The sequence below is a fragment of the Enterococcus sp. AZ170 genome, from assembly GCF_050545135.1.
GTDB lineage: Bacteria > Bacillota > Bacilli > Lactobacillales > Enterococcaceae > Enterococcus_L > Enterococcus_L ureilyticus.
In genome coordinates this window covers 1,168,955-1,186,224 of sequence record NZ_CP172947.1, presented here as the reverse complement: position 1 = coordinate 1,186,224, position 17,270 = coordinate 1,168,955, and the positions used below count along the sequence as shown (strand labels likewise).

Below are 17,270 nucleotides of genomic sequence, written 5' to 3'. Positions count from 1 at the left end.
ATAACATGACTTTGTTTCAAGGCTCTTTCAACAGTTTACAATTTTATTTCATTTCTGTAAATTGATCAATTTAGCTTCTGCTTTAAGTACGCATCAATAAATCCATCTAAATCCCCATCCATCACGGCTTGTACATTTCCAGTTTCATAATTTGTTCGATGATCTTTCACCATTGAATAAGGATGGAAAACATAAGAACGAATCTGTGAGCCCCAACCAATTTCTAATTGTTCCCCACGTAATGAAGCAGCTTCCTGCGCTTTTTTATCCAACTCTAATTGATAAAGTTTTGCTTTCAGCATGCCCATCGCTTGTTCTCGGTTTTTTAATTGTGACCGTTGTGCTTGACTAGCAACAACGGTTCCTGTTGGAATATGCGTGATTCGAACAGCCGATTCGGTTTTATTGATATGCTGACCACCAGCACCACTTGCTCGATACGTATCGACTTTTAAATCGTCCGTATTAATATCGATCTCTACATTTTCATCTAGCTCAGGCATAATGTCGACAGAACAAAAAGAAGTGTGGCGACGTTTGGCAGAATCAAATGGAGAAATTCGAACTAAGCGATGTACCCCTTTTTCTGATTTCAAATAGCCATAAGCATTATAACCTTTAATTAGAAGGGTCACACTCTTAATACCTGCTTCATCACCTGATTGGTAATCTAATGTCTCTACTTGAAACCCATGACTTTCGGCCCAACGTGTATACATTCGCAGCAACATGCTACCCCAATCTTGTGATTCAGTACCACCCGCTCCTGGATGAAGTTCCATGATAACATTATTTTTGTCATAAGGCTCGTTTAATAGTAGCGAAAGTTCATAAATACTTAATTTTTCTTTCAAAGCGACTAAGCGTTCTTCTAGTTCAGTCTGCGTATCAGGATCATATTCTTCTTGTTGCATCTCACTCATGATTTCCAATTCTTCTAATTCGTCTGCAAATTGATGAAATTGTTGATACTTCTCTTTATAGGAATTCGTTTCGTTGATCAATTGTTGTGCTGTTTGTGAATTATCCCAAAAGCCTGGCTCTGCCATTCTATTTTCAGCTTCAGCAATGTCCTCTTCTAACTGATCTAAGTCAAAGAGACCCCCTGAAACTTGTGATTGATTGATTCATTTCATCTAAAATAGTGCGGATTTCAGCATTTTCCATGATATTTTCTTCCTTCCATTTTCAATACTTTGTGTTGCAAACAAATGAAGGCGAGGCGAACGCCTCACCTTCATCGCTTCTTATTGACCTTTGCCGTGACAGTTTTTGTATTTCTTTCCACTGCCGCATGGACATGGATCATTGCGTCCTATTTTTTCATCTACGTGAATCGGTTTCTTTTTAGCACTTGTGTTACTTTGGGGTTCTTCATCATCTGTTGGATGAACAGCTTCACCTTGTGCTACTTGTTCCCGTTGAACATTTTGGCGAATTTCTGATTTCATGAATAAGCGAGTAACTTCGTATTCAATTGCTCCAATCATTTCTTCAAACATATTGTAGCCTTCTGTTTGATATTCAACCAATGGATTGTTTTGTCCGTAAGCACGTAAACCAACTGATTGACGCAATTGATCCATTGCATCGATATGATCGGTCCATTTTGTATCTACAACACGTAAAATAACAACTTTTTGGAATTCCAGAATTTGTTCTGGACCATTCAAATGTTCTACTTTGATATCATAAACTTCTTGAGCACGTTTTACTAGATACGCTTTGATTTCTTCTGGTGATTTGCCTTCTAGATCAGCTTTAGAAATAGAGTCTTCATGCACCAATGTTGAAGAGGCGAAATCAACGATTCCATCAAGGTTCCAGTTTTCTTTTTCTAATTGTGTATGGCTATCTACAACACGAGTGATCGTACGTTTTACCATGTTTAATAATGTTTCAGTCAACTCTTTATCTTCCATTATCACTTCTTGACGTTGCGCGTAAATAACTTCACGCTGTTCACGCATTACATCATCGTATTGCAAGACATTTTTACGTGTATCGTAGTTGTTCCCTTCAACACGTTTTTGAGCTGATTCTACTTGCTTACTTAACATTTTACTTTGGATCACTGCATCTGATTCTTCAATGTTCATGCGATCCAAGAATGCTTTGATTCTTTCTGAACCAAAACGTTTCATCAAGTCATCTTCAAGTGATAGATAGAATTGTGAAACCCCAGGATCTCCTTGACGACCCGCACGTCCACGCAATTGATTATCAATACGGCGTGATTCGTGACGTTCTGTACCAATTACAGCTAAACCGCCAAGCTCAATAACACCCAAACCAAGCTTGATATCCGTACCACGACCAGCCATATTAGTAGCAATCGTTACCGCACCTTTTTGCCCGGCATTCATAATAATTTCTGCTTCTTTAAAGTGATTTTTGGCATTCAATACTTCATGCGGTACTTTTTCAGCATTTAATAATTCTGATAATAACTCAGAAGTTTCAACAGCAACTGTACCGACTAAAACTGGTTGACCGTTATGGTAGCGTTCTTTAATATCCTGAACAACCGCTTTAAATTTACTTTGTAATGTTGGGTAAAGTAAATCAGCACGGTCATCACGAATGATCGGACGGTTTGTTGGAATTTGGAACACTTGAATATTATAGATTTCACGGAATTCTTCTTCTTCCGTTTTAGCAGTACCCGTCATCCCAGCTAATTTCTTATACATACGGAAATAGTTTTGGAATGTGATTGTTGCCATTGTTTTTGTTTCGTCTTCGATCTCTACGCCTTCTTTGGCTTCGATTGCTTGGTGTAAGCCATCTGAGTACCGACGACCATCCATAATACGACCAGTAAATTGGTCAACGATCAAGACTTTGTCATCTTGAACAACATAATCGATATCACGAAGCATGATAAAGTTTGCACGTAACGCTTGATCCATATGATGTGTCAAAGCTGTATTTTCAATGTCATAAAGGTTCTCTAAACCAAAGTTTTCTTCCGCCTTTTCAATTCCAGCTTCCGTTAAACTAATCGTCTTAGATTGAACATCAATTTTGTAATCTTCTTCTTCTTTTAGACGTTTAACAAAGTTATCTGTGCGGGTGTAAAGTGCAGTTGATTTTTCAGCTTGACCTGAAATAATCAATGGTGTACGAGCTTCATCAATCAAGATTGAATCGACCTCATCCACGATTGCGTAATTCAATGGGCGTTGTACCATTTGATTACGATAAACAACCATGTTATCACGCAAATAGTCAAATCCTAACTCGTTATTTGTGCTATAAGTGATGTCACAATTATAGGCATCACGCTTTTCTTCTGATGTTTTTGAATTGATGTTCAGACCAACTGTCAAGCCTAAGAAATTATACAGTTCACCCATTTCATCTGAGTCACGTGTTGCTAAATATTCGTTAACCGTTACGACATGAACACCTTCACCTGTTAGTGCATTCAAATAAACTGGCATTGTTGCAGTTAATGTTTTACCTTCACCCGTTCTCATTTCTGGGATATTGCCATCATGTAAAACGATCCCACCCATTAACTGAACGTGGTATGGGTATAAACCTAGGACACGTTTAGCAGCTTCGCGGACGACCGCAAAAGCTTCTGGTAATAATTGATCTAGTGTTTCACCTTTTTGGTAACGCGCTTTGAACTCGTCTGTCTTTGCTTTTAATTCTTCATCGCTCAACGCCGCAGTAGCTGAAGCATGAGTCTCTACTTGATTGGCAATACCATCCAAGCGTTTTAATTCCTTTTTATCATTTTCAATCATCTTTTTTAGAAAATTCGCCATGTTTTTATGTGTTCCTTTCAATAAACTCTATTTATTTTTTGCACTAAATGCACAATCATCCTTTCTATTTTATCATTAGTTGCCAAGAAAGGAAATAACTTCTCTTAATATTAATACTATATTATGTCGTTTTTTATGTATACATGCTTAAAATAAGGAAAGAGACTGTGGCAAAACGTATGCCGTCCTGCTTCAGTCTCTTAAAATCGAATATCTGGAAAATAAATTGATCCTGATAACAATTTTTCTAAAATTTATGGATTGATTAGATCCTCGCTTACTTTTAGACCTTTTTCGCTGAATCAAGATATGTTCGTTACCTGCTCAATTTAGTCTGTTTCGATTAAACCATATTTGCCATCTTTACGACGATAAACAATGCTTGTTCCATTTGTTTCTGAATCTTCAAAGATAAAAAAGTTATGTCCTAACATGTTCATTTGTAAAACAGCTTCTTCGCTATCCATAGGTTTTAAAGAAAGACGTTTTGTACGAACGATGTCTAATTCTGGCGTTTCATCTGGTGTTTCTTCACCATTTAAGAAAATAGCTGCTTTCGCAGTGTTCATCCCTGTTTCACGAGATTTACGATTAATTTTTGTTTTAAATTTGCGGATTTGGCGTTCTAGCTTGTCTACAACCAAATCAACACTTGCATATAAGTCAGGTGATGTTTCTTCCGCACGTAAAACTAAATAAGGTAGAGGAATCGTAACCTCGACTTTAGCGGTTTTTTCAGTGTATACTTTCAAATTCACATGAACGGTCGCTTCAGGTGAATCACTGAAATAACGTTCTAATTTGCCGACTTTTTTCTCTACATAGTCTCGGATTGCTTCAGTAACTTCGATGTTTTCTCCACGCACATTATATCTAAACATAACAATTACCCCTTTCATCTGACACTAAAGAAGGAATAAAAGGACCACTCTGTTATCCTTCTTCTTAATTCTATTATAACGAATTATCCTGCTTTTGCCAACAAAATTGCGGCTGAATTTTTATTTTAATTGATCGTCTATCTTGCAAGAGAAAACGTATACAGTTTTGCTGGATGATTCGCTAAAATAACTTGTGCTCCATGAAAAAGCGTACGCCCAGTCGTATAGATATCGTCGACAAGAATAATATCTCTATTTAAGACAGCTTTTTGCCCCTCTTGTGTTAGTTTGAAGGGTTGCTTTAAGCTTAATCGCTCCTTTCTCGTTTTTTGTACTTGAGATAGTCCATGAGTAAACCGGATAAGGTGGGGTTCATATGGAATGCCTGCTGCATCCAGTAAACCTTCAACTTGATTAAAGCCTCGCACTTCCATCCTTTCTTTTGAAATTGGCATCGGAATAGCTAAAAAAGTTTTTTTTTGTTTAAAATAGGATTGTAAATACGGTACAAAACTATGCCTAAGTCTGTAATCCCCTTTAAATTTATAGAGTTCAAACCATTCTTGCATCGCCTGATTGTAAGAAAAGAGTGCTTCGTGTTGGAAATTGTAGTTTGGATAAATTTGTTGCCATCTTAAGCAATCTTTACAATAAGCTGTTTGAGTAGACTGACGTTGACATCCTTGACAGCTATCTTTTTTTTCCAATAATTGAAATGTTTTCATGCATCTTGAGCATAATTGTTCTGACAAGATTTTTTGGGGTAAAAAAATTTCTTTGAGCGTTAAATTTCTATTAATTGTTTGATGGCAATAGTTACAATTCATCAATTAATCCCCTTGCTTTACCTAATGTGTTCATTTTCTTAATTTGCTTAATCGCCCCTTTCATAGCATTGGTACAACCATCATGTAAAAACCAAACTTCACCTGCAGTGTATTTTTGCCTTCGGTCCACTCTGCCAGCAATCTGAACAAGGGCGGACATTGTAAAAACAGGATGGTTTGCTCCTAAAACAATGACAGAGACACCATCAAATGTTACACCACGTTCTAAGATAGTAGAAGTTAGAAGAATACGGTATTCTTTGTTTCTCATCTTTAAAACCTTGTCTAAGCGCTCTGGGTCTTGCGAATGAACACAGGCTAGTGATGTTTCTAGAAATTTTTTTTCAACAGTGCCTTTTAATTGCCCCATCAAAGAAATACTAGGGCAAAAAATCAACACATCATTTTTATCCACTAATTTGTGGATCTTTGCTACTAATTCTTTAGGACAATGACCTTTCTTGATTTTCTCATGCCAACGATGACACCATTTTATTTTAGGAACCGGCAATACTCTTCGATGATAACGTGCTGGTAAAATACTTGTCTGTAATTCATTTTGCTCTGTCTTTTTATTTAGCTCCTTGGTTGGTGTTGCCGTTAGATAAATTAGTGATCCGTGCTCTTTAATCGCTTGCTTCACTCCATATTGTAGTAATGAGTTATCAACAAATGGAAACGCATCTACTTCGTCGATGATCAATACATCAAAAGCCTGATAAAAACGTAATAGCTGATGTGTTGTACAAATAAGCAATTTAGTATAACGGTACGTTTCTGCCATCTTTCCATGAAGAATGATTAGCGGTTCATCAGGAAAAACAGCTTGGATTCTCGGGAGCAGTTCTAAACAAACATCTACTCTTGGAGAAGCGATGCCTACTCGAAAGCCAGCTTCTAATGCATGATGAATCGTTTTAAACAACATTTCTGTTTTTCCAGCACCAGTGACCGCCCAAATCATTCTTGATTCAGCATTTTTTACAGTCGTCAACAACTGATCAGATACTTGTTGCTGACCTATAGTCAGTTTGCCTTCCCAAGAAAAATGAACGTTTCTTTTGACTGGTTTTGGTTCTGCTAAGTGATAAAATTGTTGTCCTGTATCCACCCTCCCTAATTGGATACACTCTGGACAATAATAAGAGTGATTCACTAACTGTACTATAGCTTTCAAATGAATCTGTCCACAACGTAAACACTGGATTTCATTTTCATTCAGTTCTTGCATTGTTGGAAATGTTTGATATTTTTTTGCAATCATACTGCTATCATTAAGTTCTTGTTCTAAAACTTTTCTTCCCCATAATTCTTGCATTTTTCCCCCTCTATAATTAAACTACGCATTTTTTGTTTGAGATTTTTTCTTTTTCGAAACTTATATAATTACTGTGGGAAAATTATAAAACTCAACTGTGCTACTAGAAAAGTAGCACAGTTGAGTTATTCGTGATTTAGTAATTTGTCCATTCTTCTTCGTTCATTTGGTGAATCATTTTTTGAGCATAAACTGTATAATAGGTCTCTCCACCATGTTCTAGAACATAGTTAAAATGAGTCGTTGCCTGATCAAAAGTTGCCGTTTTTAAATAGAGTTTCCCAATTTCAAAATGAAGACCTACTTTTTTTAGCATTTCTTTTTCAGTTGCAAGAAAATCAAATAATTTTGTCAGAGCATTTTTATCATTTGTTAAAACCAAATAATGACGGTAAAAAATCGTATCTACAGAATCATAAAATTGCTGAATCTGTCTTGGAAACTTTTTTCGACTTTTTAACGATCGAATAGCATCGATCGTTGCTTTCAGCCCCTCAAGATCGTTACTTTCTTTGTAATAATTTCCAAGTAAATTATAATATTGAAGTGTAATATCTAGCGTTCCAGCTTCAAAATCGATGTCCTCTAAGTTTTTTTTCATCTCTACTAAGTCACCAGCATAGTAATCTGACAATGCCTGAAAATACTTTTGATAGTTATTGATACCTGTTTTATTGTAAAAAGGTTTATTTAACAATTGCAAATTTATTGCTACATATTTTTTTGGATCACACTCCATCGTTAAAATCGTACGAATTTGCAGAACTTTTTTCCTTACTCGTATTGTGCTAAAGAGTACTAACATAAATAAGCCAAAAAGACCTAATAATCCTATGTGATAATTTAATAGATAGAGCGTCATCAATGGAATAAATAAAATCAGACCTAGCACACATACGATAAGTAAATAACCTCTTAAACGTTTAACCTCTTTAACATATTCTTCAACTGTTTTTTGATTTTTTTCCATCTGATTTCTCACATCCTAACCTTGATTTCTTTTTGGTCTAGTTTTAATTCTTCATAATAATATACGTAATTCAGATTACCTTGATAGTTATAGGTAAAAGTATTAGTCGGTTTTTGACCATTGATTCTCACGTTTTTACTCTCTTTATTATGTGAGGTATTGATAAAAAATAGCCGTTTCCCAAAGGATTGATGAATCTCGTTCTCAAAAGAAAAAGGTGCATCTTCGATTGAAGATAACATGTCCAACCGATTTTTTATTGCTTCCTTGTCACTTATTAAAGATTTCTGTTCAGAAAAGAAATCTTCCATCTTACTCGTTTGAATAATCTCATAGTTCTTGCGGCCATTTTTCTCTTTGGCTTTTATGATCATAAGCGTCAAATCAGCCCCATCTGCTAGAAACAAATCGATATGATCCTTTTCTTCTTGCTGATGAATGATTTGTTCAGAGGCAACACCAGCAAATTTTAGTGCTTGATAAATGCTCACTGCGTAATTTCGTTTAATGTACGCAGCAGTAAAGCCTGAAATAATCATCATGCCAAAAAATAACCCGACAACCCATATTCTTTTTTTCATTCTATTTTACTCCCAACATTTTCCTTTTTCTTAAATTCTACCAAACCGAGAAGTTTTTTCAAGAGACAAAAAAATAGTGAGCCTTAACGCATTATGCATTTTGGCTCACTGTTTCTTTATTTATTTTCAATTAAATTTAACGCTTGCTGTAAAACTTTCTCCCCGTTCATCATGCCATAATCTGCCATGTTGATTACTTCTAAAGGAATTCCTTTTGGTGCCAAACGTTTCTCAAAATCGCCTTTCATAAAGCGAACTTGCGGGCCTAATAATAAAACATCTACTGGTTTACTCTCCAAATTGTTGTCCGCATCTGAGGCAGATACTGCAAAAATATCAGCATCCAGACCTTGTGCGTCTGCTGCTTTTTGCATTTTCGTTACTAATAAACTTGTACTCATTCCTGCAGAACAGACAAGCATAATTGTTTTTTTAGCCATCTTAATCCCTCTCCTTTTCTATTGATAACATAACATATTTTTAATTTCTCTTTATTCATAGTATAGTAAAAGCCTGATTTTTGTCAACGCTTCCTGCTTTTAAGAGATATCGTTTTAGGCGTTAAACAAGCCAGTTCGATTTTAGTAGTTTATTAAAGACCACATATTCTTTTGCAATATTCACTTGTGCAACTTGATAGCCCGCATTGAGCCAACCGTACGCTCCCTTTTCTGGATGTTTATGGTCATTGGCCCACCAATCAACATCTGTTCGAGCGGTTCTTGGAAGTCCTGAATGAGGGAAAAGTAATTCATCGAATTGAGTAAACGTTAGAGTAACTTGTGAACCACCGTTGGTTGTTAAATAATGGGTAACGCTATCATATTTTTTCTGACGTTCTTTTGCCAAATTCTTCACTCCTTTTGTTGTTAAGCTGATATTTAGCCACTCTTTTCATCATTATCTCATAAAAATTTAAAGAAGCAAATGAAGGTCTCTTCTCTATTTTTCCTACAACGGTTGCTTCTCATTCAGATTTTTTTTATACTTAACGTATTATGTAGAAAAGGAATGAGAAAATGCTTGAAAGTTATTTTACCATTCGCTCTGATGGAGAAAGTGAAATTGAGATAAAAAAATCACGTTTTATTTGCTCTCTTAAACGAGTATACTCTGAAGATGAAGCAAAAATCTTCATTGCTCAAAAGAAAAAAGAACATTGGAAAGCGACTCATAATTGCAGTGCCTTCATAATCGGCGAAAAAAGTGCTATCCAACGTAGTAGTGATGATGGCGAGCCTAGCGGTACAGCAGGGGTTCCGATGTTAGAAGTTTTGAAAAAGCAAGAATTGATCAATGTTGTAGCTGTGGTTACACGTTATTTTGGTGGTACTAAATTAGGCTCCGGTGGTTTGATTCGGGCGTATAGCCATGCTGTTTCCCATGCCCTGACAGAAATTGGCTTAGTGGAAGGAAAACTGCAGCAAGAAATCCGTTTAACCATCAGTTATCCAAATGTAAGCAAAGTCCAAAATTTCATGGAAAATAATTTATATACCATAAAAGAGACCGTTTATGGCGAACAAGTTACTATTATTTGTTTAGTAGACGAGCCAAACACTGAGCAATTTATGACCGAAATCGTTGAACAATTAAATGGGCAAGTTCATTTTGATAAGGGTGAATGCTCTTATCATGAACAACCAATTACAAAAAAAGGAGCACGTAAATGACATTTGAAGAAGTATTACCTCACATTAAAAAAGGTGCAAAAGCCGTAAGAAGTGGTTGGGGCAGTTTTGAACTGTACATCGAACTTAGAGATGAAATTGGCACATCTGATGGTACTTTTCTACAAGTTACTCCCTATTTTTTAATCAAAACTTCTGATGAAGGCTACAGCATGTTTTCTCCAACACCTTGTGATGTTTTAGCGGAAGATTGGAAAATCGTCCACGTAGACTAGTATTAATAGGGAACGAGACTACAGCAGCTGCCCTGAGAATTAAAAAAAGGGTGCCATTTCTCGCTGTTTATTCAGATTTAAAAAGCGAAACAAGACTCGGTTATTTAGTTTTGTCTCGCTTTTTTCTTATAAGATTATGAAAAGAGGACTTACTATGAATTTTGCAGAATACAGCGGAAAAACAGTTTTTATAACAGGAGCCGCTTCTGGCATTGGACAAGCGCAAGCAATCGCTTTTACCAATCAAGGTGCCAATGTTTTAGGGATGGACCTTGATGCAGCGGGCTTAGTCATCACTAAAGAAAAAACAAGCAATTCAAAAGGGAAATTTCTAGCTTATACAGGGGATATCACAAAAAAAGAGGATATTATTTCTGCAGTCAAAAAAGGCAATAATGCCTTTGGGATGATTCACATTTTATTGAATACTGCTGGTATTTTAGATAACTACACGCCGACTTTAGAAACATCCGAAGCGTTATGGGATCGTATTTTAACCGTAAATCTTAAAGGAACCTTTTTAGTTACCAATCACATTCTACCTCAAATGTTAAAACAAAAACATGGTGTCGTCGTCAATATGGCTTCCATTGCTGGAAAAGTAGCAGGCGGTGGTGGTGCTGCTTATACTGCATCAAAACATGCGATTATCGGATATACAAAACAACTGGATCATGACTATATTAAACAAGGCATCCGCGCAAACGCGATTGCTCCTGGTGCGATTCAAACACCAATGAATGCAGCTGATTTTGCTGATGATGGGAAAATGGCTGAATGGGTCGCCAATGAGACGCCGGCTGGACGTTGGGCAAAACCGGAAGAAGTTGCTTCACTAACACTTTTTTTAGCAAGTCAATCTGCGGACTATATTCACGGAACTGTCATGACGATCGATGGTGGTTGGTTGGAAAAATAATAGCCTTAACCATTTTTCTATACTTTACAAATCGCTGGATGTTCGGTAACATAAATCCCAGTGAAGCAATTCACACTATGGCACTTTAGTTGGCAGTTTTTGTCACGTCCTTTGGTCATAGTTATTACTAAAACAGGTATCTGTTTTACAAAGGAGAACACAAATGAATCATTTACCCCCACAGACTACAGCCTGGTCTGTCATTTCTTTGACAAAAATGGCTTTGATCACAGCGCTTTACATCGTTGTCACTCTTTTTTTAGCTCCGTTTAGTTTTGGTGCTATTCAACTCAGGTTTTCAGAACTGTTTAATTTTCTACCGCTTTTTAACAAACGCTATATCGTAGCTATTACTTTAGGTGTCGCTATCGCAAATTTTGCGTCACCATTAGGTTTAGTTGATGTTATTATCGGTAGTTCATCGACGTTTATTGTCTTAATTATATCTTATTATGCAACAAAACAATTCAAAAGTCTGAACAAAAAAATGGTTGCAACTACAATTATTTGTTCGGTATCCATGTTTACAGTCGCTGGACAATTGACTTACTTTTACCAGCTCCCTTTTTTCTACACATGGTTAACTGTTGCCATTGGTGAAGCGTTATCTATGTCAATTGGTGGCATTTTGGTCTACTGGATCAACGAAAAAATCGATTTAACCAAATAAAAAAGAAAATAAATGCTGTGAATGTCCAAATCGAAATGGGCTTTACAGCATTTATTTACTTTACTCATTTATTTTTCTAAATAAAATTCAAAACGATTCCCAACATATTGTGTTCTTACATATTCAAATGGCGTTCCATTCTCAAAATAAGAAATTTGGCGTAAACGCAAAATCGCATCACCACGTTTGATTTTTAAATAATCGGCAATCTGTTCTGAGGCTAACATCGCTGAAATCGTTTGATTGGCATGACCGATTTTATTCCCCCCTTTTGTTTCAAGCGTTTTATAAAAGGAATTCGTGATTTCAGTCTTACTATATTGATCGACCAAGGAATAAGGGACACTCGCTATTTCAAAACAAATCGGCAAATCATCGGCAAAACGAATCCGCTCCATCCGAACGATTTGTTCATTTTCTTTAAGATTTAGTTTTTCCATTTCACTGGAACTCGGCTTGGCTACGTAATATGAAACCGTTCGACTAGAAGGCACTCGGTTTTGAGAAAGCATAATATCAGTAAAACTAGTTGTTCCAGTCATTTTTTCTTGAACTTTCTTACGAGCAACATACGTTCCTGAACCGATTTTACGTTCTAAAATCCCTTCATCCGCAAGTGTTTGAATAGCTTGTCTCAACGTCATTCGGCTTACATTAAACTGGATCGCCAGCTCACGTTCTGATGGGAGCCTGTCGCCGATCTTCCAAACACCATGTTCGATGTCTTCTTTAATTTTATCGTGGATTTGAATATAAACTGGTAAACTTGATACCATCTTATTTCCTCCTTTTTATTCTCTTATATTATAACTGGTATATACCTCATAAACAATCAAAACTTTTAAAACAACTATCAGTAAGCGTTAACAAAATTACTTTGGTATGCTTAGTCTAAACTGTCAAGTGATTTCTAGCTAAGAGATTTTTAGTTATTATATCTATTGTATAACGAACCTTGAACAAAAAGAAAGACAAATTCACAAAATTAACGTCTTTTCATTTTACGAACAAAAACATACTAAGATTAGAAGGTAAACTCGTCGACGGATGAGTTTACCTCTAATCTTAGTATGTTTCTTCTATGATTGGACTTTTTCTTCATCCAACATTTTGTTTGCTGTTGCCATCATCAAACGGATTCGGTTCAATTGATTCACTATTGAGACACCTGGATCATAGTCGATTGGCGCAATATTTGCTTTTGGATATTGGCGTCGTAATTCCTTAGTGACCCCTTTACCAACAACATGATTCGGCAAGCAACCAAAGGGCTGCATACAGACAATATTATTCACATCAGATTTCAGCAGTTCAATCATTTCTCCAGTTAAAAACCACCCTTCACCTGTGTGATTTCCGATCGAAAGAATTTTTCCAGCATCTTCTGCCAGTTCATGAATCGAGCTTAACCCTTCAAAGCGTTTTGAATTTCTTAAGGCTTTATCCATCGGTTTTTCAACATATTCGATGATTCGAATTGCAAATTGAGCCAAATTTTTGCTTTGTTTTGACATGCCCATATTGTCATATTTCCAAATTTGATTGTATAAAGAATAGTTCATAAATCCAACAATATCTGGAACAACAGCTTCTGCGCCTTCTGCTTCTAATAAACGGACAATATCATTATTCGCTGTTGGTGAGTATTTGACTAAAATTTCTCCAACGATTCCGACTTTCGGCTTCTTGACTTCATTCAATGGAACATTATCAAATTCTTGGATGATTTTTTTCATATTCCGATTAAATAAAGTCAATGAGCCATTCCGGACATTTTTTTCGATTTTTTTTAACCATTTTTCATGCAGGGCATCGATCATACCAACTTTCGTTTCATAAGGACGAGTTCGATAGACGACCCGTTCGAATAAATCACCATATAAAAAGGCTACTGCTACACGTTTTAACATTGGTAAAGTAAACTTAAACCCTGGATTAGATTCAACGCCTTTATTTCCCATTGAAACAGAGACTACAGGAACTTGGGGGAAGCCAGCATCATTCAATGCTTTTCTAAGGAGCGGAATATAATTTGTCGCACGACAGCCACCGCCTGTTTGTGTCATCATTACACTGACGTGATTTAAATCATATTCTCCACTTTCTAGCGCTTCAACTAATTGTCCAATCGAAATGATTGCTGGATAACAGGCATCATTATTCACATATTTTAACCCAACATTCACCGCTTCACGATCATCAGCAGGCAAACAAACAACATTATAGCCAGAAGCTTGCAATGCAACATCAACTAAACCAGACTGATGAATTGGGCTAAGCATTGGTAACAATAATGTATGGGTCTTTTTCATTTCTTTAGTAAAAATGATCTTCTCTGGTTCTTCATGTTGCAATTTCGGTTCAAAATTCATTTTTTCTCGTTCACCGACTGCTGCTTTTAATGAACGTAGACGAATCCTGATCGCCCCTAAGTTTGATCCTTCATCGATTTTTAGGACGGTATAAATTTTGCCGTATTGATCCATAATTTCTTCTACTTGGTCAGTTGTGACTGCATCTAATCCGCAACCAAAAGAATTTAGCTGAACCAACTCTAGATTTTTCGATTTCGCCACGACGCGAGCCGCTGCATACAAGCGTGAATGATACACCCATTGATTGACAACACGTAAATTACCGACATCACTTAAATGTGAAACACAATCTTCTGTCAATACATGAAAGCCTTCTTGCGTGATCACATCGGCAATCCCATGATTGATTTCAGGATCTAAATGATAGGGACGCCCAGATAGCACGATGCCCTTTTCGCCTTTTTGATTCAGCATTACTAGCGTTTCTTCCCCTTTATTACGGACATCTTTCTTAAAAGCATCTAGCTCTTCATAACCATGACGCAAGGCTTGAGTAATTTGTTCAGTAGAAATGCCTAAATCAGCGAATGTCTCACCCAAAACTTTGGCTACTGAAGCTTCGTTGGCCAAATTGATATACGGATTACGATAATCAACTTTCCCATCACGAATATCATCTACATTATTTCGGATAACATCAGGATAGCTTTGCACAATTGGACAATTAAAATGATTATCTGCTTCTGCTGATTCTTGGCGTTCAAAAACAACGCCAGGATAGAAAATCATTGGAACTTTTGCATCGATCAACGCTTGAATATGTCCATGAGTGATCTTGGCTGGATAACAAGCTGTATCACTAGGAATAGTTTCCATTCCTTGTTCATATAAGTCTTTATTCGAACGTGGGGATAACTCCACACGAAAGCCTAAATCAGTGAAAAATGTGTGCCATAGCGGATAATTTTCATACATGTTTAACACTCTTGGAATTCCGATTCTGCCATTGGGCGCATCTTTTTCTTTTAATGGACGATATTTAAATAGTTTACGATACTTATAATCAACTAAATTGACTCTACGATCTTCTCTTTTCACTTTGATTCTCGCACCGCGCTCACATCGATTACCAGTTACAAATTGGCGCCCATCTGAAAAGATCGTCACGGTCATCATACAATTATTTTCACAAAGACCACAATGCGTAAACTCTTTATCGGCAGTAAATGTATCCAGCTCTTCAAGTCCAAGGATTGTTGTTTCCTGTCCTAACTCATAATTTTCTAGAGCAATCAACGCAGCACCATACGCACCCATCAACCCTGCAATCGATGGACGGACGACTTCTCGTTCACTAATCATTTCAAATGCACGTAAAACTGCTTCGTTATAAAACGTTCCACCTTGGCAAACGATTTTTTTGCCCAGTTCTTCTGGACGACGAACTTTGATTACTTTATATATGGCATTTTTAATCACAGAATAAGACAATCCAGCAGAAATATCTCCGACAGATGCCCCTTCTTTTTGAACCTGTTTGACCTTAGAATTCATGAATACGGTACAACGTGAGCCTAAATCCACAGGTGCCTTAGAGCTTAACGCTTCGATCGCAAAATCTTTGACATCAAAATTCAATGATTTCGCAAACGTTTCGATAAAAGAACCGCAACCTGATGAACAAGCTTCATTTAATTGGATCGAAGACAATACACCGTCTTTGATCGTCATTGCCTTCATATCTTGACCGCCAATATCTAAAATAAAATCAACGCCAGGTTGAAAATGATCTGCCGCTTTGTAATGAGCCATTGTTTCAACTTCACCAATGTCAACTTTTAAGGCATTTTTGATCAAGTGCTCTCCATATCCAGTAACAGCTGATTTTCCAATAAAGACATCTTTTGGCAATTGTTGGTACAAATCTTTCAACACACTCATCGTTGTCTCTAGTGGCTGTCCTTGATTGTTTCCATAAAATGAAAAGAGTAAATTGCCCTCTTCATCGATCAAGGTTACTTTGGTTGTTGTTGAGCCGGCATCGATCCCTAAAAAAGCCACACCATGATGATCCGTTAAGGCTTTTTCTTGCGCTTTTGCTTGGTCATGACGTTTTCTAAATGTATTTAGTTCGGCGTCATCTTGAAATAACGGTTCTAATGTATCTGTTGGTTTTAATTGTTCTTGATCCCCTTTCGTCAAACGATGGATCAAATCTGCTAAAGTTGTTGGAGTTGCACCTTCAGAATAAATCGCCGCTCCCATCGCTACAAATAGTTGTGGATTTTCTGGAAAAATCACATCTTCTGGTTTTACGTCTAAGGTCTCGATAAATCGTTTTCTAAGTTCGGACATAAAAAACAATGGTCCGCCTAAAAAAGCGATTTTTCCTTTTATTTTGCGACCGGCGGCTAAGCCTGCAATCGTCTGGTTCACTACTGCTTGAAATATACTTGCCGAAATATCCTCTTTTGCAGCTCCTTCATTGATCAAAGGTTGAACATCAGTCTTGGCAAAAACACCACATCTCGAAGCAATTGGATAAATGGTTTGATAGTTTTTAGCTAGCTCATTAACGCCATTGGCATCCGTTTTTAACAAAACGGCCATTTGATCAATAAATGCACCCGTTCCACCAGCACAACTACCGTTCATCCGTTGCTCTAAAGCACCTTCAAAGAAGGTGATTTTTGCATCCTCGCCACCTAATTCAATCGCTACATCCGTCTCTGGTATGATTTCTTCTACTGTTTTTGTACATGCAATGACTTCTTGTACAAACGAAATGTTCAAAACGTCCGCTAATCCCATACCGCCTGATCCTGTGATTGTCATTGTGATTGGTGTAGTTTCACCTAATTCATTCATTGCTTCCTTTAAAACTTTTTCGGTTGCAGCTTTTACGTCTGAATAATGTCGTTCGTATTTTGCGAACTTTGTATGATTCTCTTCGTCAATAATTACTAATTTCACAGTTGTCGAACCAACATCTATTCCTGCTCTGATTGTCATACTTTTTAGCTCCTTATAATCTAGATCCTTTTATTTCACAACACTTTGTTGATTATCCTACAAGGTGTCTGATATAATACTTATGTATATTT

At 36.7% G+C, this 17,270-nt stretch carries 15 protein-coding genes; 4 read left to right on the top strand and 11 right to left on the bottom strand.

Translation table 11 applies throughout. The features are described from left to right. Positions 1–65 precede the first annotated feature (65 nt). The 9 genes from prfB to IGJ55_RS05710 all read right to left on the bottom strand — a co-directional run bounded on the left by prfB (position 66) and on the right by IGJ55_RS05710 (position 9,205). A protein-coding gene (prfB, locus tag IGJ55_RS05750; RefSeq protein ID WP_100630335.1) for a peptide chain release factor 2 occupies positions 66–1,167 on the bottom strand; the annotation gives its coding sequence in 2 pieces (ribosomal slippage) (positions 66–1,094 and positions 1,096–1,167; 1,101 coding nt in all). An 80-nt stretch (positions 1,168–1,247) separates the two neighbouring features. Next, complete coding sequence (gene secA, locus IGJ55_RS05745) at positions 1,248–3,779, bottom strand: preprotein translocase subunit SecA (RefSeq protein WP_430607702.1); 2,532 nt, start codon at positions 3,777–3,779, stop codon at positions 1,248–1,250. A 329-nt stretch (positions 3,780–4,108) separates the two neighbouring features. Continuing rightward, complete coding sequence (gene hpf, locus IGJ55_RS05740; protein WP_010760772.1) at positions 4,109–4,660, bottom strand: ribosome hibernation-promoting factor, HPF/YfiA family; 552 nt, start codon at positions 4,658–4,660, stop codon at positions 4,109–4,111. A 137-nt stretch (positions 4,661–4,797) separates the two neighbouring features. Then, on the bottom strand, positions 4,798–5,487 hold the full coding sequence (locus IGJ55_RS05735; protein ID WP_430607700.1) for a ComF family protein: 690 nt from the start codon (positions 5,485–5,487) through the stop codon (positions 4,798–4,800). After that, positions 5,477–6,805: a DEAD/DEAH box helicase gene (locus tag IGJ55_RS05730; RefSeq protein ID WP_430607698.1), complete on the bottom strand. Its 1,329-nt coding sequence runs from the start codon at positions 6,803–6,805 to the stop codon at positions 5,477–5,479. Before IGJ55_RS05730 ends, IGJ55_RS05735 begins: the two co-directional genes overlap by 11 nt. A 136-nt stretch (positions 6,806–6,941) precedes the next feature. Beyond that, positions 6,942–7,775, bottom strand: coding sequence for a hypothetical protein (locus IGJ55_RS05725; RefSeq protein WP_207120729.1), 834 nt, complete (start codon positions 7,773–7,775; stop codon positions 6,942–6,944). Between the two features lie 8 nt (positions 7,776–7,783). Next, positions 7,784–8,356, bottom strand: a complete 573-nt coding sequence (locus IGJ55_RS05720) for a hypothetical protein (protein ID WP_430607696.1) — start codon at positions 8,354–8,356, stop codon at positions 7,784–7,786. A 116-nt stretch (positions 8,357–8,472) separates the two neighbouring features. Beyond that, on the bottom strand, positions 8,473–8,796 hold the full coding sequence (locus tag IGJ55_RS05715; RefSeq protein WP_069638757.1) for a PTS sugar transporter subunit IIB: 324 nt from the start codon (positions 8,794–8,796) through the stop codon (positions 8,473–8,475). Between the two features lie 121 nt (positions 8,797–8,917). Further along, positions 8,918–9,205 carry a DUF7662 domain-containing protein gene (locus IGJ55_RS05710; protein ID WP_430607694.1) on the bottom strand — a complete coding sequence of 96 codons (288 nt, stop codon included), beginning with the start codon at positions 9,203–9,205 and terminating at the stop codon, positions 8,918–8,920. Positions 9,206–9,375: 170 nt separating this feature from the next. Between IGJ55_RS05710 and IGJ55_RS05705 the strand changes: the two genes are divergently transcribed. From IGJ55_RS05705 to IGJ55_RS05690, 4 genes are all read left to right on the top strand, one after another. Continuing rightward, complete coding sequence (locus IGJ55_RS05705; RefSeq protein WP_430607693.1) at positions 9,376–10,029, top strand: YigZ family protein; 654 nt, start codon at positions 9,376–9,378, stop codon at positions 10,027–10,029. After that, the gene (locus tag IGJ55_RS05700) at positions 10,026–10,262 is read left to right on the top strand and encodes a DUF2829 domain-containing protein (RefSeq protein WP_430607691.1); all 237 of its coding nucleotides are present in this window, start codon (positions 10,026–10,028) and stop codon (positions 10,260–10,262) included. The genes IGJ55_RS05705 and IGJ55_RS05700 overlap by 4 nt, the downstream gene beginning before the upstream one ends. Positions 10,263–10,416: 154 nt before the next feature. Continuing rightward, positions 10,417–11,181: a 3-oxoacyl-ACP reductase gene (locus tag IGJ55_RS05695; protein ID WP_430607688.1), complete on the top strand. Its 765-nt coding sequence runs from the start codon at positions 10,417–10,419 to the stop codon at positions 11,179–11,181. Positions 11,182–11,344: 163 nt separating this feature from the next. Next, complete coding sequence (locus IGJ55_RS05690; protein ID WP_430607687.1) at positions 11,345–11,851, top strand: QueT transporter family protein; 507 nt, start codon at positions 11,345–11,347, stop codon at positions 11,849–11,851. Between the two features lie 68 nt (positions 11,852–11,919). On the opposite strand, the gene IGJ55_RS05685 is transcribed toward IGJ55_RS05690, so the two are convergent. Both IGJ55_RS05685 and IGJ55_RS05680 read right to left on the bottom strand, forming a co-directional pair. After that, on the bottom strand, positions 11,920–12,627 hold the full coding sequence (locus IGJ55_RS05685; protein WP_069638763.1) for a GntR family transcriptional regulator: 708 nt from the start codon (positions 12,625–12,627) through the stop codon (positions 11,920–11,922). Positions 12,628–12,930: 303 nt separating this feature from the next. Beyond that, positions 12,931–17,178, bottom strand: a complete 4,248-nt coding sequence (locus tag IGJ55_RS05680) for an acyl-CoA dehydratase activase-related protein (RefSeq protein ID WP_430607684.1) — start codon at positions 17,176–17,178, stop codon at positions 12,931–12,933. Between the last annotated feature and the right edge of the window lie 92 nt (positions 17,179–17,270).